Source organism: Paenibacillus sp. W4I10, from assembly GCF_030816325.1.
Classification (GTDB): domain Bacteria; phylum Bacillota; class Bacilli; order Paenibacillales; family Paenibacillaceae; genus Paenibacillus; species Paenibacillus amylolyticus_B.
Genome location: NZ_JAUSXX010000001.1, coordinates 2,018,408 through 2,038,461, shown reverse-complemented (window position 1 = coordinate 2,038,461; position 20,054 = coordinate 2,018,408). Strand labels below are relative to the sequence as shown.

Annotated in this window: 21 protein-coding genes; 15 read left to right on the top strand and 6 right to left on the bottom strand. The window is 44.1% G+C overall.

The genetic code is table 11. From position 1 onward, the window contains the following. Positions 1 to 311 precede the first annotated feature (311 nt). The 5 genes from QF049_RS09060 (at position 312) to QF049_RS09040 (ending at position 4,388) form a co-directional block, all read left to right on the top strand. Positions 312 to 1,700, top strand: a complete 1,389-nt coding sequence (locus QF049_RS09060) for a right-handed parallel beta-helix repeat-containing protein (RefSeq protein ID WP_307536719.1) — start codon at positions 312 to 314, stop codon at positions 1,698 to 1,700. Continuing rightward, positions 1,697 to 2,278: a nitrous oxide reductase accessory protein NosL gene (locus QF049_RS09055; protein WP_307536716.1), complete on the top strand. Its 582-nt coding sequence runs from the start codon at positions 1,697 to 1,699 to the stop codon at positions 2,276 to 2,278. The genes QF049_RS09060 and QF049_RS09055 overlap by 4 nt, the downstream gene beginning before the upstream one ends. Before the next feature lie 28 nt (positions 2,279 to 2,306). Further along, positions 2,307 to 3,128: an ABC transporter permease gene (locus QF049_RS09050; RefSeq protein ID WP_307536713.1), complete on the top strand. Its 822-nt coding sequence runs from the start codon at positions 2,307 to 2,309 to the stop codon at positions 3,126 to 3,128. After that, positions 3,121 to 3,834: an ABC transporter ATP-binding protein gene (locus QF049_RS09045; protein WP_307536711.1), complete on the top strand. Its 714-nt coding sequence runs from the start codon at positions 3,121 to 3,123 to the stop codon at positions 3,832 to 3,834. The genes QF049_RS09050 and QF049_RS09045 overlap by 8 nt, the downstream gene beginning before the upstream one ends. Before the next feature lie 62 nt (positions 3,835 to 3,896). Next, a complete protein-coding gene (locus QF049_RS09040) occupies positions 3,897 to 4,388 on the top strand; it encodes a TlpA family protein disulfide reductase (RefSeq protein WP_307543148.1) in 492 nt (163 codons plus the stop codon). A gap of 175 nt (positions 4,389 to 4,563) precedes the next feature. Here QF049_RS09040 and metE read toward each other — a convergent pair whose 3' ends face one another. Then, entirely contained in the window at positions 4,564 to 6,858 is a 2,295-nt protein-coding gene (gene metE / locus QF049_RS09035) for a 5-methyltetrahydropteroyltriglutamate--homocysteine S-methyltransferase (protein ID WP_307536709.1), read from the bottom strand. Between the two features lie 228 nt (positions 6,859 to 7,086). Between metE and QF049_RS09030 the strand changes: the two genes are divergently transcribed. After that, the gene (locus tag QF049_RS09030; protein ID WP_307536707.1) at positions 7,087 to 7,710 is read left to right on the top strand and encodes a hypothetical protein; all 624 of its coding nucleotides are present in this window, start codon (positions 7,087 to 7,089) and stop codon (positions 7,708 to 7,710) included. Positions 7,711 to 7,781: 71 nt separating this feature from the next. Here QF049_RS09030 and QF049_RS09025 read toward each other — a convergent pair whose 3' ends face one another. Then, on the bottom strand, positions 7,782 to 8,447 hold the full coding sequence (locus QF049_RS09025) for an MBL fold metallo-hydrolase (protein ID WP_307536705.1): 666 nt from the start codon (positions 8,445 to 8,447) through the stop codon (positions 7,782 to 7,784). 218 nt (positions 8,448 to 8,665) lie between these two features. Here QF049_RS09025 and QF049_RS09020 point away from each other — a divergent pair, with 218 nt between their 5' ends. Further along, positions 8,666 to 9,136: a GNAT family N-acetyltransferase gene (locus QF049_RS09020; protein WP_091016394.1), complete on the top strand. Its 471-nt coding sequence runs from the start codon at positions 8,666 to 8,668 to the stop codon at positions 9,134 to 9,136. A gap of 141 nt (positions 9,137 to 9,277) precedes the next feature. On the opposite strand, the gene QF049_RS09015 is transcribed toward QF049_RS09020, so the two are convergent. After that, complete coding sequence (locus QF049_RS09015) at positions 9,278 to 9,643, bottom strand: winged helix-turn-helix transcriptional regulator (RefSeq protein WP_307543146.1); 366 nt, start codon at positions 9,641 to 9,643, stop codon at positions 9,278 to 9,280. A gap of 105 nt (positions 9,644 to 9,748) precedes the next feature. Here QF049_RS09015 and QF049_RS09010 point away from each other — a divergent pair, with 105 nt between their 5' ends. Both QF049_RS09010 and QF049_RS09005 read left to right on the top strand, forming a co-directional pair. Continuing rightward, positions 9,749 to 10,606 (top strand): arginase family protein, encoded by an 858-nt coding sequence (locus QF049_RS09010; protein WP_307536702.1) that lies wholly within the window; start codon positions 9,749 to 9,751, stop codon positions 10,604 to 10,606. A 138-nt stretch (positions 10,607 to 10,744) separates the two neighbouring features. Further along, positions 10,745 to 11,923, top strand: a complete 1,179-nt coding sequence (locus QF049_RS09005) for an MFS transporter (RefSeq protein WP_307536700.1) — start codon at positions 10,745 to 10,747, stop codon at positions 11,921 to 11,923. 86 nt (positions 11,924 to 12,009) lie between these two features. Here the strand turns inward: QF049_RS09005 and QF049_RS09000 are convergent, their stop codons facing one another. Next, positions 12,010 to 12,822, bottom strand: coding sequence for an undecaprenyl-diphosphate phosphatase (locus QF049_RS09000; RefSeq protein ID WP_307536698.1), 813 nt, complete (start codon positions 12,820 to 12,822; stop codon positions 12,010 to 12,012). 211 nt (positions 12,823 to 13,033) lie between these two features. Here QF049_RS09000 and QF049_RS08995 point away from each other — a divergent pair, with 211 nt between their 5' ends. From QF049_RS08995 to QF049_RS08980, 4 genes are all read left to right on the top strand, one after another. Further along, positions 13,034 to 14,062 carry an ABC transporter substrate-binding protein gene (locus QF049_RS08995; RefSeq protein ID WP_307536696.1) on the top strand — a complete coding sequence of 343 codons (1,029 nt, stop codon included), beginning with the start codon at positions 13,034 to 13,036 and terminating at the stop codon, positions 14,060 to 14,062. Positions 14,063 to 14,246: 184 nt separating this feature from the next. After that, complete coding sequence (locus QF049_RS08990; RefSeq protein WP_091016387.1) at positions 14,247 to 14,672, top strand: MarR family winged helix-turn-helix transcriptional regulator; 426 nt, start codon at positions 14,247 to 14,249, stop codon at positions 14,670 to 14,672. 198 nt (positions 14,673 to 14,870) lie between these two features. Beyond that, positions 14,871 to 15,215, top strand: a complete 345-nt coding sequence (locus QF049_RS08985; protein WP_307536694.1) for a rhodanese-like domain-containing protein — start codon at positions 14,871 to 14,873, stop codon at positions 15,213 to 15,215. 112 nt (positions 15,216 to 15,327) lie between these two features. Continuing rightward, positions 15,328 to 16,350: an NADH:flavin oxidoreductase/NADH oxidase gene (locus tag QF049_RS08980; protein WP_307536692.1), complete on the top strand. Its 1,023-nt coding sequence runs from the start codon at positions 15,328 to 15,330 to the stop codon at positions 16,348 to 16,350. Positions 16,351 to 16,484: 134 nt separating this feature from the next. Here the strand turns inward: QF049_RS08980 and QF049_RS08975 are convergent, their stop codons facing one another. Further along, the gene (locus QF049_RS08975; protein ID WP_307536690.1) at positions 16,485 to 17,411 is read right to left on the bottom strand and encodes an AraC family transcriptional regulator; all 927 of its coding nucleotides are present in this window, start codon (positions 17,409 to 17,411) and stop codon (positions 16,485 to 16,487) included. Between the two features lie 288 nt (positions 17,412 to 17,699). On the opposite strand from QF049_RS08975, the gene QF049_RS08970 reads away from it, so the two are divergent. Further along, positions 17,700 to 18,281, top strand: coding sequence for a TetR/AcrR family transcriptional regulator (locus QF049_RS08970; protein WP_307536688.1), 582 nt, complete (start codon positions 17,700 to 17,702; stop codon positions 18,279 to 18,281). A gap of 96 nt (positions 18,282 to 18,377) precedes the next feature. Here the strand turns inward: QF049_RS08970 and QF049_RS08965 are convergent, their stop codons facing one another. Continuing rightward, positions 18,378 to 18,791 (bottom strand): MerR family transcriptional regulator, encoded by a 414-nt coding sequence (locus QF049_RS08965; protein ID WP_307536686.1) that lies wholly within the window; start codon positions 18,789 to 18,791, stop codon positions 18,378 to 18,380. A 192-nt stretch (positions 18,792 to 18,983) separates the two neighbouring features. Between QF049_RS08965 and QF049_RS08960 the strand changes: the two genes are divergently transcribed. Then, positions 18,984 to 20,024, top strand: coding sequence for an NAD(P)-dependent alcohol dehydrogenase (locus QF049_RS08960; protein ID WP_307536684.1), 1,041 nt, complete (start codon positions 18,984 to 18,986; stop codon positions 20,022 to 20,024). Positions 20,025 to 20,054: the final 30 nt, after the last annotated feature.

Sequence of the window (20,054 nt, the reverse complement as noted above, 5' to 3'; positions counted from 1 at the left end):
ACGCAGAAGTCGCCAATTTGGCGGCTTTTTTTGTTTACATCACAATATCGACACAAAAATGTAGTGTCTATAGCCTAATTGAGCTATATGGAATAAATATCATTTTAAGTACACTGTGATCAGGATTGTGATAACGCTTCATTTATTACGTTGCTTCAATGAATGAGTAACATGGAGAGTTGATTTTGAGTGAAATGGAGGGATGGTGTGTACAACCAACGTATATTTTGGATTAACGTAAGACCCGTTGAATACATTGCCACAGCAATAAGCAACTGTAACAAGAAGCCGGAATTTGCGCGGTTTGAATCATGAGTTATCCTTGGGCAGGATTGGGTGCATTCAACAGTTGTAAGAAGAGTCGGGTTACGGGTTTCATTTTTCTAATCGGAATGATGATGCTCCTACTATCCCTTCCGCACGGTGCAGTCATGGCCTCCTCCGGACAACGTGAGCTTATTCCCCTTCAGCCTATGATTGACCGTTCTGCACCTGGAGAAGTCATTGAACTTACATCAGGTCGTTATTCTGGACCCGTGACGATTGACAAAAACATCACCATTCAGGGTGATCCTGCGGTCATAGTTGTTAATGCGGAAGCCACCTCTACGATAATGATTCGCTCGGATGGAGTGAAATTGAGAGGTTTTACAATTGAACATGTTACGAATGAACAGACTGCAGCGATTCAGGTTGAAGGGAAAAACAGTGAAATCACGGATCTGCATATTCAGACCCAGGGGTATGGGATGATCATCCGGAATTCGAGTCATGCAACGATTCAGCGGAACAACATTACTTGGATTGGGGCTGATTCTGCTTCCAGTGGCCAGAAGGGCAATGGCATTGATCTGTACAACTCCCATGATAGCTATATTGAAGCCAATGAGATCAACGGCATGAGGGATGGAATCTATCTGGAGAACAGTCGCAAGTCAACGGTACAAAATAATAGGCTGTTACATACAAGGTACGGCATCCACTGTATGTACATTGACGGTTCTTCTGTCATGGACAATACCGGAGAGGAGAACATGACAGGTGCCATGATCATGGGCGTCAAGAATACGGTTATATCGGGCAATTCTTTTCGCAAACAAAGTACCAATGTTCATTCCCAAGGGATTCTGTTGTATGACGTACATCAATCCTCTGTTCACAACAATGTAGTGGAAGGTAATCGTGTCGGCATGAATATTGCAGAATCCTCAGGCAATGAGATACATGAGAATGCGGTGCTTCGGAATTTTGTTGGCATCCAGCTTGTTCTGGCAGAAGCTAATGAGTTTACACGTAACCGAATGGTGTCTAATGTCATTGAAGCTTCGGCACTGGATAGCCCGAATAATGTCCTGATGGAGAATTACTGGGACTCCTTTCAGGGGCTTGATCTGAATCAGGATGGAATCAGTGAAATTTCCTATGCCATCAATCCTTTTTATGAGCAACTGGTCAGTCGAAATTCTGCGTATCAGCTCTTTTTTCAATCACCGGGTATGGTCTTTCTGAGTGACTTGTTTACAGAAGGCAGAGAACAGTGGACTACCGACAAATCGCCACGAATGAGTATGGATACGGAATCTGATCTGCACATGTCAGTGGAAAGGGCAGCAGGTTCCAATCTGGTGTGGATGTTCGGGTTAGTTCTGTTGGGTATGGCAACTTTTATAATCATCTATATGGGGGTATTACGAAAATGAACAAAAGTTCGAACAGAAGATGGTCCATCGTTATGGTACTTATGTTTGGCATGGTATTGTTAACCGCTTGCGGAACAAAATACGCGGCATTGCCGATTAATGAAGAAGTGGATATCTGTGCGATCTGTAAAATGCAAGTGAAGGACGATGCATATGCAACACAGCTCACTACGAAAGACGGCCAAAATTACAAGTTCGATGATATCGGCTGCATGAACCAGTGGAAAACAGAAAATGGCACAGATAACATCGGCATGGACTATGTACGTGATTACAATGACAAGGAATGGATTGAATACAGCAAAGCCACGTATGTATACGACGCTTCATTGCGTACGCCTATGGCCTATGGAATTCTTAACTTTAAGGACAAGCCCTCGGCTGAAGCTTTCATTGCAGAGCAAGGTGTTGGAACCATTATGACCGCTGAGGATCTTGCCTCTCATGACTGGAAACAGAACACTGAGAATATGGACATGATGGGTGAACATGGGCATGATGAGCACGGACATGGTGAAGAAGGAGATGGTAATGAGATGCATCAGGAAGGTGAGATGAAAGAAGAGTCAGGCCACTAAGTATGACAATAGAAAATGGTGATCAATGATGTCAGATATGATACAGATTGCAAGACGAGAAGTGAAAATGGGATTTCGCAATCCTTGGGCGTATTCGTTTCTGATCCTTTTTTGCACCTTTAGCTTAAGCTTGTTACTCCTGAATTCGCAGAATTTGGTTCAAGGATATTCGGGCACAACAGGTTCGATGTTGAATCTTATTCTCTACCTTTTGCCACTAATGACGCTGTTCCTCGGTTCCTTCTCATTAACATCCGAAAAGGAAGATGGAAGTTGGCAATTGCTGGCGACATATCCCATCGGTACGATGTCCTTTATTGTGGGCAAGTATGTTGGGCTGTCGATTGTATTGATCACCATTGTTGCGTTTGGATACGGCCTGATGGGAGTCATTAGCGGAGTAATCGGGAATCCACTGGATGTCATGACATATCTTCTCTTTCTGGCATTCTCGTGTGGACTGGTGTTGTTATTCCTGACGCTGGCTCTATTTATCGGTTCGTTGTCGCGTAATCGGTGGCAGGCATTAACCATCTCGGTGACCGTATGGTTTTTCGCTGTCATTGGATGGCCGACGTTGCTGCTCTCTGTGCTGGGATTGATGCCTTATCTGTGGGTGAAACCGCTACTGGTTATGCTAACGTTCATCAATCCGGCAGAGCTGGTGCGATTGTATGTAGTCATTAAATTGGGAGGCGGCTCCATTCTGGGACCGGAATATTATCGATGGGTGGAGTGGGTGCAGCAACCAAGTGGCAGTTGGATCTTCATCGGGATATGCCTGTTCTGGATAACCTGCTCTGTCCTGACCATATACGCGATCTGGGAGAGGGGGCGTTCTCATGGATAAGGTGGGACTCGAAGTGATGGGATTGGGAAAATCCATTAAAAAGCAACCGATTGTTGAGGATATCTCCTTTCGCATGAGTTCCGGCCAAGTGCTTGCCCTCTGTGGAGGGAATGGTGCAGGAAAGAGCACGGTGCTACGTATGATCGCTGGAATTCTTCAGCCTACCAAGGGTGAAGTTGTAGTCAATAATATCCGTTGGTTGAAGGAGCGCAAGCGTTATGCACAGCAGATTGGATATATGCCGGATGATTATCAATTCAATCAGGGATTGAGTGCGGAAGAAATGCTGTTATTCTGGGCTTCTCTGAGGAAAGTTCCCAAGGAGAGAGTACAGGAAGTACTGACGCTGGTAGGTTTGGAAGATCAAAAGAAAAACCGGGTAACGACCTTCTCCAAAGGGATGCGCCAACGTGTGTTATTTGCCCAGGCTGTACTGTCCAAACCTCCACTGCTCATCATGGATGAGCCCACGAATGGATTGGACCCATTTTGGATGCAGGAATTAACTCAGCTGCTCAAGGGAATCAAACAAGATGGTCACATGGTCGTGTTCTCAACCCATCAGTTGGAGATCGCAGACCATATTGCGGATCAGGTGATATTCATGAACCATGGACGTAATGTTGGAGAGGGCTCCACTCACGACTTTTGTGATCAATTCGGTTCGCTCCATGCAGCATTTCATCAAAGTCTTGGTTTAAAGTGAAGGTGAGTTTATTGCAGAAAAAGAGTTTTAAAAGTAGACGTACACTTACAATTTTGATTGGTGTGATCGCATTGTTAGCTGGTACATGGGCCATTTTCGAAAATGTGTCGACACCCGAATCTGGGCGTGGCATCTCTATTCAAGCAGGTGCAAAAGCCCCTGAGTTCACAGCGGTTAATTCAGCAGGCGACCAGGTCAGCCTGTCCGATTATCGGGGCAAAGCCGTCATGATTAACTTTTGGGCTTCATGGTGCACGCCCTGTGTAAGGGAGATGCCGCTCGTTCACCAGATTGCTCAGAACTATCAGAACGACGTGGAAACCCTGTTTGTTAACGTGGGGGAATCGAAGGGCACGATCCGTGAGTTTATGGATAAGCAGGCGTTTGATTTTCCGGTGATCATTGATGTGACGGGCAACATATCAGGTATGTATCGTATAACGGGTTTGCCCGCAACAATGGTCATTGATAGGGATGGGGAGTTCCGTCACATACTGCTCGGTGAACTGACCGAAGATATACCATTGCAGCAATGGCTGGAAGAGAGTATCTAGTTGTAAGCGTTGGATGTTGAGAAAAGGGGCGGGAACACCAGAGATTTCCATGTTACAAGTGAAATGAATTTACGTTAAAAGTAACTACAAAAAAGTAACCAGATAAAAAGCCGAACACCCATTTAACGAAGGGATGTCCGGCTTTAATTTTGAAGTTATACTGCTTCGCAGCCGATTACAATACAGCAGCTGAAGCGTGATTGTTACGAGCGATTCTGGTTGCATCAACCATGTTACGCAGGGAAGCAACCGTTTCTTCCAGTCCGCGGGTTTTCAATCCGCAGTCCGGGTTAATCCAGAACAGCTTTGGATCAAGAACACGCAGGGCACGTTCAATCATGCTGCTCATTTCATCTACACTCGGAACTCGTGGGCTATGGATGTCATATACGCCAAGACCGATACCGAGCTCATACGTATTTTCTTCAAAGCTATGAATCAGTTCACCGTGACTACGGGATGTCTCAATGGAGATAACATCCGCATCCATAGCTTCAATGGAATCAATCATGTCATGGAATTCGCAATAGCACATATGCGTATGGATTTGAGTCGTTTCATGCACCGTGCACGTGGAGATGCGGAACGCTTTGACTGCCCAAGCCAGGTAATCGGCTTGTTCATTTTCTTTCAGCGGAAGCCCTTCACGAACAGCCGGCTCGTCAACCTGGATCATGCCAATGCCTGCCTGTTCAAGTGCTTCGACTTCCTGTCTTAGAGCATACGCTAATTGATAGGCAATCTGCTCACGAGCAATGTCTTCACGTACGAATGACCAGTTCATGATGGTAATCGGGCCAGTCAACATGCCTTTGACAGGACGCTCAGTCTGCGATTGGGCATATTTCGTTTCTTCCACCGTCATTTCACCGGTAAATGCAACATCGCCGAAGATAATAGGTGGCTTCACACAACGTGAACCATACGATTGTACCCAGCCGAACTGTGTAAAGGCAAAACCGGCAAGTTTCTCGCCAAAGAACTCAACCATGTCGGTACGCTCAAACTCACCATGTACCAATACGTCAATTCCGATCTCTTCCTGAATCTTAATCCAGATATCAATCTGCTCCCGAATGAAGGCAGCATACTGTTCGTTGCTCAACTCACCTTTGCGCCACAACTGACGTGCTTTTCTGACTTCAGCAGATTGCGGGAAACTACCAATCGTTGTTGTCGGGAAGAGTGGCAATTGCCATTTGGCCTGTTGGGCTTCATGACGCTTGGCAAAAGGACGGGAGCGCTCTGGCTGTTGAACACTGATGGAAGCAACGGCTTTCTGTACAGCGGTACGGTTCCGATCTTCGGATTGCTGAAGCGCCAGAAGAGGAAGCTCTGCTTCGTTAATTTTAGCGGTAATCTCTGCACTTGGTGAAGATAAGGCTGTAGTCAAAAGAACAATCTCATCCAGCTTTTCATCTGCAAATGCGAGTGCATTCTTCAGTTCAGATGTAAGTTTTGCCTCACGGTCTGTGGTTACTGGCACATGCAGCAGGCTGCAAGATGATTGCACGATGATACGTTCAGGCGTCACGAACTCAGACAGTTCATTCAGCAACTTCAGTTTTCCTTGAAGGGAAGCTTTCCAGATCCCACGCCCATCAATAATACCTGCACCGAGCACTTTGTCTGCCGGGAAACCGGATGTCCGAATAGATTGTGTGTTACCAGAGAGTCCGTGTACAAAATCAAGTCCTACACCTTGAACTGGCAGTGCAACAATATCGTTGTAGTTTTCGACAGATTCAAAGTACGTTTGTAACATAATATTCAGGCCTGGAACGGCTGTGGCAAAAGTTTTATATATTTTATTCAGACGCTGTACGTCTTCATCACTTAATTTGGTTACCAGAATAGGCTCGTCGATCTGCACCCACTGAACGCCTTCGCTTGCAAGTTCTTGAAGCAATTGAGTGTAAAGTGGCAGCAAGCGGTCCAGCCAAGTGTCCGTCTCGGATTTATCATAGCCTTTGGAGAGCTTCAGGAAGGTTAGGGGACCAACGATAACCGGTTTTCCTTCAATGCCGAGTTTTTCTTTTGCTTCACGATAAGCGAGAAGCGGTTTGTTCTCCGTGAGAGTTGGAGAAGCCCCGTCCAGTTCAGGTACGATGTAGTGATAGTTGGTGTTAAACCATTTTGTCATTTCGCTTGCTGCAGCATCTTTCGTTCCCCGGGCAATGCCATAATATACGGACAACGGAACGGAGCCACCATCATAAGCAAAACGTTTGGGAATAATGCCAAACATCACGGCCGTATCCAGGATATGATCATAATAGCTAAAGTCATTAACTGGAATGATGTCTATGCCTTTTGCTTGTTGCTTGCGCAAATGATCAATACGGATCTCCTGCAAACGTGCGTGAAATTCTGATTCCTCCAGCTTACCTGCCCAGAACGCTTCCAACGCTTTCTTCCATTCCCGATCAGCACCAATACGCGGATATCCCAATACACTACTTTTTGTCATCGTTTAAAACCCCTCTGCTTTTATGTTACACAAAATTTATCACAGATCCGGAGTTATAATGTAATTCCATTAAATTATATCTAGTTATAGCCTGGGGCTATATCCAAAGGTGTGTTCAGCATGAAGTATAGAACTTGAAGAAGTCATTACGTTTGAAATAGATACCACTAATGTTACAATGGTTAACTATGTTCATACGAATGATTGAAAGAAAGGAAGGCGGTACGCATGAATCTGTATCACATCCAGTCCACCGTGCACGGAGTCAACAGAGTAGCATCATTTCTGGAAGACAACTATATTGGTATTGCTTGGTCAGGTACAGGGGATCTGGAACAAACGCCCCCGGAGCTATGGAAGGAACAGCTGGTTCAACACTATAGATTGGATGAGTCAGAATTGGCGAGCACACTCGCGACACTACATATGTTTGCTAACCTCATGCAGGATGGAGATTATGTATTAATTAGCGATGATGAATGGACGTATGTTGGGGATATCGGGGATTATTATTACGACGATTCCGCTGGCACAGAAAACGACTTGATCTGTCACCGTCGCGGAGTTACATGGTTGGGTCGTATTCCTCGCGCTGAGCTGAATGACAAAGTGCAGGCACTGCAAAATGATTCAGCCATCCTTGCGAAGTTTGAGTATCCCATATCACAAGCACAGCTGGATCGAGGTCTTGCAGTCAGTATAACAGCCGAAGCAGCGAACTCTCTCTCAACAGGGGTAGATGAAGCCACGATTCAGACAGCTCTCCAGGTGCTGAGAGAAGCGTTACACAGTGAAGAAGAAGAGTTGCGAATTCGTGCGGCTACAGCCATTTTGCAGTATGCCAAACCATAGGAAGACTATGCATAATGATAGAGAATTGTAGGGGCATATACAGGAATTATTCGCAACAGCAAATTCAAATATTATAAACTCTTAACTAGCCCTGAGATCTGTTCATTTACATTCCCATGACTTAGTCCACCGTGATAACAAACCACAGATGAAATGTCGAGTTCCATATACTTCTTTAAGGAGCAACGAGCCGTTTCGATATCCAGTGTAGTAGGTTCATGAATGCCTCCAAGCATGCCGTCTACACTGTACATTGAATCTCCGGCGATGAGCGTCTTGCTGCCCATCAAATATAGACTGATATGACCTGGCGTATGACCAGGTGTATGAATAACGCGAATTCCACCGCAAAACGGCAGTTCCTGACTATCAGTCACCGTTTCATCTACTTTTCCCTTTGGAGGATGCTCAAGGTGACCGTCTTTGAGAAGAGGGAGCTGTCCCTCAATATATGGCTTATCCAGCTCATGCGCATATATCTTGACTTGTGAGCCACACTCTTTCAAAATCTCGGGAAGACACCCGATATGGTCCACATCCTGATGCGTCAAAATCACCGCTTTAAGTTGGCTGATCGGCACACCAATCTTTTCGAGTGCGATACGCAAATCGTCATATTGTCCAGGGAATCCGGTATCAATTAACACAACCATTTCTTCATCCCATATCAGAACAGGGTGAATTATATTCCCCTCAAAATCAAGCTGAAGCATCGCTATTCCCTTTGAAATTTCCATAATATCAGACCTCCGAGAGTTGAAATTCATATACATCATTGCTTGTTATATTTCTTATGTAAACGAATAAAGACGGCAATAAGATACGTTCGGATATTTATAGGGTGCACTTATAGAAATATTCAATGAATGGGGGAATTGACGATTGCTGTTGGGAATGATAATTTAGATATATCATCAAAACCAATAAGTCCAATAAGATAAAGGGGGTATGTGGGATGACACATATCGTGCATGCAGCAGCTGAAGATATTCGGAGCGAGGATTCGCTACTATTGATCAAGGAACTGAGTGAAGAACTCGGTTTGTTATATGGCGGTGATGGAACGGCGGGATTTCAACTATCAGACGTTGAGGTGCCACGTGCGGCTTTTATCGTTGCCAGGATCGACGGGTATCCGGTTGGTTGCGGAGCACTTAGACCCCTTGATGAAACATCTGTAGAAGTTAAACGCATGTATACACGCAGTGGTTACCGCCGTAAAGGGATTGCCCAGGCTATATTGGCCGAGGCAGAGCGTCTTGCGAACGAACTTGGTTATACCAATCTGAAACTACAAACAGGTCCCTTGCAACCAGAAGCTGCAGCGCTGTATGAGCGTGTAGGGTATTATCGAATTCCTGTTTTCAGTGGCAATTGGGACAGAGTGTTGGCCTACCAGAAAGATCTGGTACACGAAAAAGTATAATTCTACGAATTACAGCTTTTATTTTGCTGAACGGACAGAGGAACACAAGATAAAAGTAAAAAGTCGCCGATTGGCGACTTTTTGCATTTTACATACTGCATTTACTCCAATTATCTCATCTGAAAAAATAGACAAAAGCGTTCAATCCGTTGCGCTATTATTGACCGAAGGTTCTTGATGTTGGACACCCCATTCGCATAGTCCTTCCAAAACGGGCAATAACGTTTCAGCTTTGGCTGTCAGACGGTACTCGACTTTAGGAGGGACTTGGGGATACTCTTTCCGTTCGACCATACCATCTGCTTCCAATTCTTTGAGCTGTGAACTCAGCGTTTTATACGTGATGGCGCCGATCTGTCTTTTCAGTTCATTAAAACGGACGGGCTGGTTTTCTGCCAGGAGATACATAATCACCATTTTCCATTTGCCACCAATAACCGACAACGTATATCCAAAAGGGGTATCTTGAATGTTTTTAACTTTACCGTGATATTCAGCCATACTCATCATTCACACTATCCTTCCGGGTAGTACCTATCATAAAAGACCGTACTATTTATTTGTTTGGGCTCAGTTTATACTAACCTTACTTTGAAGTAAAGGAGATTTACGATGACTCAAAAAACAATACGTCTGCTTATGCCACAATGGCAAGGTGGAGATAATCCTAACTACTCTTTTGGAGCGGAGCTGCTTGCATGGCTTGCACCTGACAATGATCAACCTCTCATTCATGTTCCTGTTGAGGCTTATGATGGAACATCTTTGGTAAGCGAGAACGGGATAAAAGGCAGAGCACAGCTACTTCAGCAATTGCAGGCTGCCCAGCATATTATTCAAGCTCACCAGCCCGATCGCATTGTCATGTTTGGCGGTGACTGTTTGGTTGAACAAGCCCCGTTTGCTTATTTAAATGAACGATATGGCGGAGAACTTGGTTTGATATGGATTGATGCCCATGGTGATCTGGTTAGGTACGAGGGCTATGATAACGGTCATACTTTACCGCTTGGGAACCTTCTTGGGGAAGGCGATCCGGAGTTTGCCAAACATGTGAGAGTCCCCTTGAAGCCTGAACATATCTTCATGGCCGGGTTGACAACCCCCACAGAACAGGAAACCGAAGTGATTCAAAGATTGGGTATCCAAACGGCTGGAACTGAAGAATTAACCCATGGCATAGATTCGATTAAGAAGTGGATTAGAGAAAATGGGTTCAAACATCTGGCAATTCACCTTGATCTGGATGTGCTTGATCCCAACATGTTCCGTTCATTGTTATTCGCCAAACCAGGGGAACCTTATTTGTTTTCACCAGCGGGAACCATGCAATTACCTCATTTGCTTCATCTGATCAAAGAACTGTCTGAAGAAACAGATGTAGTTGGATTAGGAATAACTGAGCATATGCCGTGGGATGCCATTAACTTGAAGAATTTGCTTGGAGAAATTCCTATTTTGAACCAGTGATTTAGGATAACAAGGATATATCAGAATACTGATATAAGGAGTCAAAATATAGGAAGATCATCAATAGAAATATCAATATTATTATATGGGTGGTTCAAAGCGAATCAGAAATTAAACAAACTGAGGAGAGACACCCAGATGGTCACGTTATTGTTAATCATTATTTATCTCGCATTTATAGGGCTGGGATTACCTGATGCTTTACTTGGCAGTGCCTGGTCCGTTATGAAAAACGATATACATGCGACAACAGAAATGGCTGGCTACATATCGCTAATCATTTCATTTAGTACAGTAGTGTCAAGTCTGTCCGCCAGCCGTTTGTTACACCGATTCGGAACGGGTAAAGTCACACTATTCAGTATCCTCTCAACAACGATCGCGCTGTTGGGATTCTCATTCTCTGAGAATTTTGTGTTTTTACTGATTCTGACGATCCCTCTCGGCTTAGGTGCAGGTTCGGTGGATGCGGCACTAAGTAATTATGTAGCATTGCATTTCAAGGCCAAGCATATGAACTGGTTGCATTGTTTCTGGGGAATTGGCGCAGTGACAGGCCCACTCGTTATGGCATATTGGCTGAATCAAGCAAACAACTGGCGTGCAGGCTACGTTACTGTAGGGTTGATTCTCCTGGGGATCGCGGTGATCTTATTGTCAACGTTGTCTCTATGGAAGATCTTCGAGAAGGGGAAAATAGAAGAATCCGGCGATGAGAAGAAACGTGTGAGCAACAGGGAGGCTATACGCATCCCCGGCGTGAAGATGTCGATGCTTGCGATGCTTTGTTACAATGGTTCCGAAACTGCTGCCGGTCTGTGGATGGCTTCTTTCTTCATTGTTAGCAAAGGAGTTTCTCCAGGTACTGCCGCAGCACTATCCTCCCTATTTTTCATTGGCATTATCTTGGGACGCGTAATCTCAGGTTTTCTTTCGACTCATGTATCTAGCAAAAATCTCATCAGATATGGTGGAATCGTTGGATGCTTCGGATTGTTCATCCTGGTTATGCCGATTCCTTACTGGATTGCTGCAGGGGCTTTATTTATCGTGGGATTGGGCGGAGCACCGATCTATCCGAGCATTGTTCATGCGACACCGGAACGCTTCGGTGAGAAGTCATCCCCAAGTGTAATTGGACTTGAAATGGCCAGTGCCTATACAGGTTCAACACTCATCCCGTTAGGTATGGGACTCATAGCCAGCCAATGGGGAATGTCAATGGTACCCCTGATCCTGCTGATTCTGTTCAGTGTCATGTTCGCGGCTACAGAGCTGGTTAACAGAAGCAACAAGTCTACGCGCCTGACCGTCTAGCTCTTGCTATAGGTCATTAAGGCTCTGCCACTATACAACAAAGGAACAACCATCGCTGGTTGTTCCTTTTGGTGTGTGGACTTTTTTTATAAGAAAATCAGCAACAATGTACCTGCGGCAAAACAGTAATACGAAAAGTATTTCAGGTTGCCTTTGGCCATAATGCCCATAAACCATCTCATGGAGAAATAGGTGACGAAGAGTGTCGTGATGAATGCGATCAGATAAGGGATAGCCAGCTGTGATCGATTCGGATCATTGGCAATGTCGGATACCCCCATGATGAGTCCACCAATACTGATGGGAATGTACAGCATAAAGGAGAACTTCAAAGCTGTTTCCTGTTTCATGCCGACAGCGATGGACGCAATTACAGTTGCCCCTGAGCGGCTAATCCCCGGAATAAGAGCGACCGCCTGAGCCAGACCTACCAACAATGCATCTTTCGTAGACAGATCACCGTCTTGCTTGCGACCACGAAGATTACGAATAAGCCACAAGGCAACCCCGGTGATTAATAGCGCGATGGAAACGGTATATACGGATGAGAAAATTTCTTCAATTCGGTCCTTGAACAGGACTGCAACGACAGCAGCAGGGATCGTACCAATAATTATGTATAAGCAAAACATGAAGTCAGCTCGATATTCTTCTTTACGAGTACGCAGGTAACCTAATGCACCAATAATCAACTTTTTGATATCTTCCCGGAAAATAAAAATAATAGCGATAAGTGATGCCGTGTTCGTTAAAATCTCAAATGACAATCCGTTTTGCTTCATGCCCATGAGTCTCTGGGCGATGATCAAATGACCGCTCGAGGAGACGGGAATCGGCTCCGTTGCGCCTTGAACAATACCTAAAAATAAATACTTTAACCACAATATAATCTCTTCCATGTTGTCCTCCTTGAATACGTTTCATTGGCTTTCCAATGATCTCTCTTATTAATAAAGGTGACTTGTCTACTCTATTGATGATAGCTGTTTAAGTTGGTGACTTGCAAGTTAGAGTTCATAGAGAGAGGGAAATAAACATAGCTTGTCAAATCCTGCAGGGCATGATATCGTTGATAACGATTATCAATATCAACGAAAAGGTGGGTTTATTTTGCGTAAACAGATAAAATCTATATGGATCATGATGGCACTTATTTTGCTGATTGTACTTAGTGCATGTGGTCAGTCTGCCACGACCAATAGTACAACCGGGGACAGCACGAATGCAGCTGCGGAGACAGAAAACAAGACGAACTCGGATTCAGCTTCTTCCACTGAATCAACGGCAACTGCCGAAGAGGAACTAGTTACATATCAATCGGATGCAGGCGAAGTACAGGTACCGAAGAATCCTAAGCGCATTATTGATTTGACATCATTTTCGACAGGCTACTTTGTTGCTCTGGATGCACCGGTAGTCGGCGCTTTATCAGGAGCGATGAACAACAAATATATCAAGGATCAACTTGCAGCAGCGGGTACCATTGATCTGGGTGAAACACCTACCCCCGAGAAGCTGATCAGTTTAAAACCTGACTTATTTATCGTGTACACTGGAACAGAGGGCATCGACAAGCTGGAGCAGATTGCGCCTGTTGTACAGATTGCATATGGTAAGCGCAATTTCAAGGATCTAATGCTTGAAATGGGTAAGCTCACCAATAGAGAAGACGCTGCTAAAGCTTGGAATGCTAAATGGGAAGCGAATATCAATGAACTGAAGCCCAAGGTTCAGGAAGCTGTAGGCGATCGCACCGTTTCCATACTGAATCCATACGCCAAAGGACTATTTGTATTCGGTCATAACTATGGTCGAGGCGGTGAAATTATTTACGGGGAGTTTGATCTCAAGGCACCAGCCAAGGCCCAAGCTGAAGCGATTGACAGCGGAACTGGATGGGCTTCAATCTCCATGGAACTATTACCGGAGTATGCAGGTGATATCATCTTTACCAGCCCGTGGTCGGGAGATAAAACCGATCCCAAGATCGTATATGACAATACATTATGGAAGAACTTGCCTGCGGTAAAGGCAAATCATGTGTTCCAGCTTGATCCGACTTCAGACTCGTACAACGATCCGTTAACGTTGGAAGGTCAGCTGCAATTTATTTCCGATAGCCTGCTTACCGCGAAGTAAGATTACTGCATAAATGGTAATACTGGAGCATTTCCAAACGTCGTTACAGGACGGGGAAATGCTCTTCTTATGAGATTAGAATGTTATATACGTCGATCTTGGATGGATTTTGACCAATGTAATTAAGCTTGATACAATAGGATAACAGCTGATGAACATTAAATATCAAGTGGGGTGATCCAGATTGCAGCAAAAGAGTGAACGTTTGAATGTTTGGTTGGCTTTCTCTAACATTCATACCCATCTGAACGAGAAGCTGGAACAGGCTCTGCTTCAACAATATGACTTATCTTTGAAGGAATTTTATGTGTTAAACTTCATATATAATGCGGAGGGTAAGGAATTACGCCTACAGCAACTTCAAGATCTGGTGGGGTTGAGCCAAAGTGCTACTTCCAGGCTCGTCGTTAGGATGGAAGCCAAAGACTGTGGGGCTCTGGAAAGACATGCATGTGAAGATGATCGGCGTGGCATTTACACTCGAATTACGGAGCTTGGAGAGAATAAATACAAGAAAGCACTTCAAACGTTTAATCAGGTCTTGCAAACTGAATTGGAACAGGATGGATTTGAGACTCGATTAGAGAACCTCACTAAAGAATTGTTCTAAGACTAGGGTGAATATAGGGTAATGTAGTCATTTACCCTATAAGAAGACTTGACACTCATTAATATATCCGCTAAATTAAATGCATGCGCATGAATTTAATGTGGATGCGGTGATTCATGTATAAAGGAGGCACTGAGTAGACTTTGGTCCAAAACAAAATTTTCGACGATATCTGATGAATTAAGAGAGGGCTATACAATGATTATGTTGATGCTTTTGACCTTCATATTAGGTATCTTCATCGTTGTACGTCAATTTTGGCCACTGCGCAATCTTGAATATATAGATTATGAAGTATTTCTCAGACATGAGCGTGATTTTCGGCAGTATAAAGTGATTGATATTCGAGATGCGACGGATTATATGGCTAATCCTACTCCGGATACGATTAACATCTCACTGGGACGCCTTGCTTTCACCTGGCAAAAATACCTTCTTCGAGAAGATAACGTAATAATAATATCTCCTGGTATGCTTCAATCGAAAAAGGCTGTCCGTATTTTGCGAAAGCATGGATTTGAATGTCTTTATGTGATGAAGTAAAAGATATATGTGAGTTCTAAATCATACGGAATTATTAATTGCAGGTATTATTTCAATGCTTGCGCATGCATTTTTATTATACGTGATTCATGAAAAGGGGAGTTTTATTTTGATGACAGATTTGTTTAGTCCATATTCTTTTAAAAGCCTAGAGCTTAAAAACCGTGTTGTAATGGCTCCAATGTGCCAATATTCAGTTGAGCAAAAAGATGGTATTGCAACAGATTGGCATTACATGCACTACGTTAGTCGTGCTGTGGGAGGAACAGGTCTCATTATCATTGAAATGACAGATGTGGAGCCGGATGGCCGCATTTCAGACTTTGATCTTGGGTTATGGTCAGATGAACAGATCCCAGCTCTGAAGCGGATCGTAGATGCGTGTCACAGTTATGGTGCCAAGGTCGCTATACAGATTGCGCATGCGGGCCGCAAAGCAGAAGATGCTGAAGTTCCAGTAGCTCCTTCTGCGATCGCCTTTGATGAGAATTCCAAGCAACCAAGAGCGCTCACAACGGACGAAGTAAAAGGAATGGTTGAGAAATTCCGTAGTGCAGTAGCGCGTGCTGTGAAAGCTGGTTTTGATGCGATTGAGCTTCATGGTGCACATGGATATCTGATTCATCAGTTCCATTCTCCACTTACAAACAAGCGGGAAGACGAATATGGTCAAGATTTAACGTTATTCGGCCGGGAGATCATTCAGGCTGCAAAGGCAGAGATGCCGAAAGATATGCCTTTGATGATGCGTATTTCAGCTAAAGAATATGTAGAAGGTGGCTATGGCATTAACGAAAGTTCCGAGTTTGCCAAGGCTTATAAAGAGGCAGGTGTTGACGTATTTGATATCTCATCTGGTGGCGAGGGACCTATTGCTGCATGGGGCAGACCAGGGACTCACGCGGCGTATCAAGTACCTCTGGCTAAAGCAATCAAAGAAGCTCTTGATGTACCCGTGATTGCTGTTGGAAGACTCGATGATCCTACGTTGGCGAATGCAGTCATCGGCAATGAAGAAGCTGATCTCGTTGCGGTTGGAAGAGGTCTGTTAAGAAATCCTTACTGGGCCTTGGAAGCAGCGTCTGCTTTGCGTAAGACAACGGACGTTCCAAAACAATATAAGACTGGTTTTTAATGTATTAATGATTTAACGATTTAATCATCTTCATTAATCCTTGCATAGAGAAGGACTCCGACTGACAAAACAGAAGGAGTCCTTTTTGAGGTTAAACTAGGCGAGGTAAAGGAACGATACTAGCCAGTAACCAGTCAAGAGATGGTAGTCGTCTCATCGGTTTTACCTCGCAGGCGTTTAATGTCTTCTCTGGGTGGGAATCCAAACATGCGAGAATATTCACGACTGAATTGGGAAGGGCTCTCATAACCTACCTGAAATGCTACATCTGCTGCATCGGTGGACTTGGATAATAACAAGCGGCGAGCTTCTTGCAGCCTCAATTGTTTTTGAAACTGAATCGGGCTCATGGCGGTCACTTCTTTAAAGTGTCTGTGCAGCGAGGCAGTACTCATATTTGCTAAATCTGCCAATTCCTCAACCCGAAAATTCTGATCAGAGTGATTCATAATATATTCAATGACGTCTCTGATTCGATAGGTGTGGCTGCCCTCCATGGTAGCTTGTTCCAGGGCAATCCCATGTGGGCCCTTCAGAACTTTATAGAGAATTTCCTTTTTGAACAAAGGAGAGAGTAGTGGGATATCTTCCGAATGATCTTCCAACAAACGGGTTAACCTGACGACCGCATCCAGCAGAAACGGCTCAGCTTGGCTGACAAACATCGCACGTCTCGTTGTTTTTCGCGGTCTTGCTGGGAAATCGCAATGGTTCAATACCTCCAGAATCTCACTGGATGTGAATTCAAGTTTTAGGGCCAGATAGGGAGCCTCAGACGAGGCTTGAATCACTTGTCCACTAACCGGCAAGTCAACGGTTGCCACGATATAACTTCCTGGACCATACCGGAAACGATCTTGTCCCAGTAGGACTTCTTTCTCACCCTGAACGATAATGCAGAAGGATGGTTCATTCACTCTAAATATAGGTTCAGTGACAACGGATTCGCGGATTAAAAATAATGAGGGAATGGCAGTAGAATGCACCCCATCCTTTTCAGAAAAACGGTCAATGAGTGTGGCTAATTCGTTTTGTTGTTGTTCGTGTATTTGATCAGACATGCAAAGTTCTCCTTTTTTCCTCACACATAATAATCACATTCTATCGTATATTGACCAAAGGCGGTAGAAAACGGATAGGAATAGGCAAACATTTGATGTGAATGGATAAGACATGCAGATTGCTGGTTGCATATTCACAATTACACAGGTCATGATATACAACAAGTACAGAAGATATACACTTATGGTTCAGCTAATACATGATCAGATGAGAATGAAAAGGGTATCTGCATCTTTTATTTACTGATCGTTCCCGATGTGTTAGATTGATTTTGGGAGGGAAGTCGAATGGCTAGAAGTAAAGAGTTTGAAGTAAACGAAGTATTGGATAAAGCAATGAAGATCTTCTGGGAACAAGGTTACGAGAAAACGTCGATGAGTGACCTGGTTGAGCATATGGGAATTCATCGCAGAAGTATATATGATACATTTGACGACAAACATTCGCTGTTTTTACAGGCAATGGATCGTTACAGAGGTAAGGTCAACACCACATTACTTGCAGAAATCAAGGCATCCAAGACGGCAGTGGAAGCACTGCATAAAATTTTCGATGTTATGATCAGTGAAGCAGAGGAGACACCATCGGGTTGTTTGATCGTGAACTCGGCTGTGGAGCTAGGCGCGCGTGATCAGGAAGTGGACAACCGGTCCCTTGAATCATTTAACGATACAGAGCGAATGTTCGAGCAGATCATCGAATGGGGACAGCGGGATGGAGAATTTTCTTCAAACCATGATGCGAAGGAAATGGCAGAGTATCTGCACAATATTTCTGTCGGCATTCGAGCCATGACCAGAACCTCGACGGATAAGGAAAAATTAAATCGTATTATCAATGTATCGATGAAACTTTTGGAGAAAAGATGAGCAGAGACGTACCCAAAAAAGGAGCTTGAAATCCATTAGAGGACTTCAAGCTACTTTTTTTGTGCGCTAATTTTAGAAATTAGAAAGTATGAACCATCAATTGGTGATGGCATGTTCCATCGGTTTAATTTTATGAATCTCTTCGGTCCCAGCCTCCAAAGCTGTTTCGTAATAGGAGCGTTTGTGCTCGATGACTTCCATGGTTCTTCTTAGTTCCTCCATTTGTGCTTCCACAATAGCTTTTCGCTCCGTAAACATGTCATATCTTTGCTTCAGCGAGGAGTCCCCTTCAGAGCACCATTCAATAAAGTCCTTAATGTCTTTAATAGGCATGCCGGTCAGCTTCAGACATTGGATGATCTTTAGAAAGTCAATGTCGGAGTCTTTGAACAAACGTGTTCCACTCGTGGTACGTTCCACAAAAGGCATGAGTCCTTCCTTGTCGTAGTAACGCAATGTATATACCGTAAGGTCTAATTTTTTGGCAACTTCACCGATTGAATAGGTCATTTAGAATGAATTCCTTTCTACTAGGGGTAGACTTCGAGTTAACTCTAGGATTGATCCGAGTGAATTCTAACATGTTGGATTACTGGATGTCAAAGTACGTTGGAGATAAAAAAATAAGATAAACATTTGACCTAGAGTTAACTAGAGGGGGTAAGATTATTTTGAACTTTAAATTACTAGGAGGTTATCCCATTGATTATAGCTAAAGCCAGAGCCGTTGACGGACCAGACCAACAATTCAGAAGTGCTGAAATTAAACGACGTAATCTGGATACCAATGATGTATTAATCGAGATTAAATATGCCGGTATTTGCCATTCTGACATCCATACTGCCCACGGTGAATGGGGTCCAGTGAATTATCCACTCGTTCCTGGCCACGAAATTGCCGGGATTGTAACCGATGTAGGTAGCGGAGTCTCCAAATATAAGGTTGGTGACCGAGTAGGAGTCGGATGTATGGTCGACTCTTGTGGTGAATGTGTTAACTGCCGCAAAGGTGAAGAGCAATACTGTCTCAAAGGAAATATTCAAACTTACGCTGGAGTAGACAAATACGGTGAGCCTACGCAAGGTGGGTATTCAACTCATATTGTTGTCGTAGAGGATTTCGTCGTTTGCATCCCTGATAACATTGCACTTGATGCAGCTGCACCTTTGCTGTGTGCCGGTATTACGACATATTCACCACTTCATCACTGGGGAGCTGGCCCAGGTAAGAAAGTTGCCGTTGTAGGTATGGGCGGTCTTGGTCATATGGCTGTCAAAATTGCACATGCGATGGGTGCCGAAGTAACCGTTCTTTCCCAATCCTTGAGCAAAAAAGAAGATGGACTGCAATTTGGCGCAGATCACTACTTTGCCACAAGTGAACCGGAAACATTCGAGAAACTTGCAGGCACCTTTGATCTGATGATTAACACGGTAAGTGCGAATATTGACATTAACGCTTATTTCTCACTGCTCACACTGGATGGTACACTTGTGAACGTGGGTGCACCTGCAGAACCATTAGCCGTAAACGTATTTTCTCTGATCGGTCATCGCCGTTCATTCGCAGGTTCCATGATCGGTGGTATTCGTGAGACGCAGGAAATGCTTGATTTCTGTGCAGAACATGATATTGCACCTAACATTGAGGTCATCTCCGCAGACCAGATTGACGAAGCATACAAACGTGTATTGGCTTCCGATGTGAAATATCGCTTTGTTATTGATATCAGCACCATGTAAGTGTGAACTTTGCAAAAGTGATAGTTAAAG

Excerpts from the sequence above, each read along its gene's own strand:
- QF049_RS09060 (WP_307536719.1), top strand. The coding sequence starts at position 312 with ATGAGTTATCCTTGGGCAGGATTGGGTGCATTCAACAGTTGTAAGAAG.
- QF049_RS09055 (WP_307536716.1), top strand. The coding sequence starts at position 1,697 with ATGAACAAAAGTTCGAACAGAAGATGGTCCATCGTTATGGTACTTATG.
- QF049_RS09050 (WP_307536713.1), top strand. The coding sequence starts at position 2,307 with ATGTCAGATATGATACAGATTGCAAGACGAGAAGTGAAAATGGGATTT.
- QF049_RS09045 (WP_307536711.1), top strand. The coding sequence starts at position 3,121 with ATGGATAAGGTGGGACTCGAAGTGATGGGATTGGGAAAATCCATTAAA.
- metE (WP_307536709.1), bottom strand. The coding sequence starts at position 6,858 with ATGACAAAAAGTAGTGTATTGGGATATCCGCGTATTGGTGCTGATCGG.
- QF049_RS09030 (WP_307536707.1), top strand. The coding sequence starts at position 7,087 with ATGAATCTGTATCACATCCAGTCCACCGTGCACGGAGTCAACAGAGTA.
- QF049_RS09025 (WP_307536705.1), bottom strand. The coding sequence starts at position 8,447 with ATGGAAATTTCAAAGGGAATAGCGATGCTTCAGCTTGATTTTGAGGGG.
- QF049_RS09020 (WP_091016394.1), top strand. The coding sequence starts at position 8,666 with ATGACACATATCGTGCATGCAGCAGCTGAAGATATTCGGAGCGAGGAT.
- QF049_RS09015 (WP_307543146.1), bottom strand. The coding sequence starts at position 9,643 with ATGAGTATGGCTGAATATCACGGTAAAGTTAAAAACATTCAAGATACC.
- QF049_RS09010 (WP_307536702.1), top strand. The coding sequence starts at position 9,749 with ATGACTCAAAAAACAATACGTCTGCTTATGCCACAATGGCAAGGTGGA.
- QF049_RS09005 (WP_307536700.1), top strand. The coding sequence starts at position 10,745 with ATGGTCACGTTATTGTTAATCATTATTTATCTCGCATTTATAGGGCTG.
- QF049_RS09000 (WP_307536698.1), bottom strand. The coding sequence starts at position 12,822 with ATGGAAGAGATTATATTGTGGTTAAAGTATTTATTTTTAGGTATTGTT.
- QF049_RS08985 (WP_307536694.1), top strand. The coding sequence starts at position 14,871 with ATGATTATGTTGATGCTTTTGACCTTCATATTAGGTATCTTCATCGTT.
- QF049_RS08980 (WP_307536692.1), top strand. The coding sequence starts at position 15,328 with ATGACAGATTTGTTTAGTCCATATTCTTTTAAAAGCCTAGAGCTTAAA.
- QF049_RS08975 (WP_307536690.1), bottom strand. The coding sequence starts at position 17,411 with ATGTCTGATCAAATACACGAACAACAACAAAACGAATTAGCCACACTC.
- QF049_RS08970 (WP_307536688.1), top strand. The coding sequence starts at position 17,700 with ATGGCTAGAAGTAAAGAGTTTGAAGTAAACGAAGTATTGGATAAAGCA.
- QF049_RS08965 (WP_307536686.1), bottom strand. The coding sequence starts at position 18,791 with ATGACCTATTCAATCGGTGAAGTTGCCAAAAAATTAGACCTTACGGTA.